The organism is Halobacterium bonnevillei, from assembly GCF_009831555.1.
Classification (GTDB): Archaea; Halobacteriota; Halobacteria; order Halobacteriales; family Halobacteriaceae; genus Halobacterium; species Halobacterium bonnevillei.
This window is the reverse complement of record NZ_WUUU01000362.1, coordinates 1-1003: the sequence shown is the minus strand read 5'-3', so window position 1 is coordinate 1003 and position 1003 is coordinate 1. Positions and strand designations below refer to the sequence as shown.

Here is a 1003-nt window from a genome sequence, read left to right as displayed (position 1 = left end):
CGGCAGCGTCCTGCTGTTGTCCGGGGACGCCAGCAGTCTCCTGGAGCTCGTCGTCGTGTCGGCGGCCGTGGTGGCGGGGTACGCGACGTTCATCGGCCGGAACCTCGACGTCTACAGCGACGGACAGACAGACGCAGAGCCCGCAGAGGAGTTCCGGCCGTGAGTTCGATTCCGGGCGCCGACGACTACGGCGTCGACGTCGAGATTCGGGACAGCGACCGGGAGCGCGCGCTGGCGGCGCGGCCGTCGGACGTCGACCCGGCCGGGGAGCTGACGTTCGCGCGCAACGTCTTCGTGCCGCTGACGACGGCCTGCCGGTACACCTGCACGTACTGCACGTACTACGACGTGCCGGGGGAGGCCGACCTGCTGAGCCCCGAGGAGGTCCGGGAGACGTGCCGCCGGGGCGCGGACGCGGGCTGCACGGAGGCGCTGTTCACGTTCGGCGACGACCCCGACGACCGCTACGCGGCGGTCCACGACCAGCTCGCGGACTGGGGGTTCGACTCCATCCACGAGTACCTGCGGCGGGCCTGCGAGATCGCCCTCGACGAGGGGCTGTTGCCGCACGCGAACCCGGGGGACCAGACCCGCGAGCAGATGGCGCACGTCGCGGACGTGAACGCGTCGATGGGCGTGATGCTGGAGACGACCGCGGACGTCCAGGCCCACGGCGGGCCGCGCGCGAAGAATCCCGGCCAGCGCCTCCACACCATCGACGTCGCGGGCGAGCTCGGCGTCCCGTTCACGACGGGCATCCTCGTCGGCATCGGCGAGGACTGGGGCGACCGCGCTGACAGCCTGCTGGCGATCCGGGCCCTCCACGAGCGCCACGGCCACGTCCAGGAGGTCATCGTCCAGCCGGTGAGTCCGAACGAGCGCTGGCAGCGCGAGTCCCCGGGCCGCGAGACGATGCGCCGGGTCGTGGCGATGGCGCGCAGCGTCCTCCCGGACGAGGTCGCGGTGCAGGTGCCGCCGAACCTCGCGGACGCCCGCGCTCCTC

1 protein-coding gene is annotated in these 1003 nt (G+C 72.7%); it reads left to right on the top strand.

Translation table 11 applies throughout. The features are described 5' to 3' along the window. Positions 1-159 precede the first annotated feature (159 nt). A partial coding sequence (cofG, locus tag GRX66_RS19335) for a 7,8-didemethyl-8-hydroxy-5-deazariboflavin synthase subunit CofG (protein WP_325064212.1) occupies positions 160-1003 on the top strand: 844 nt, incomplete at its 3' end.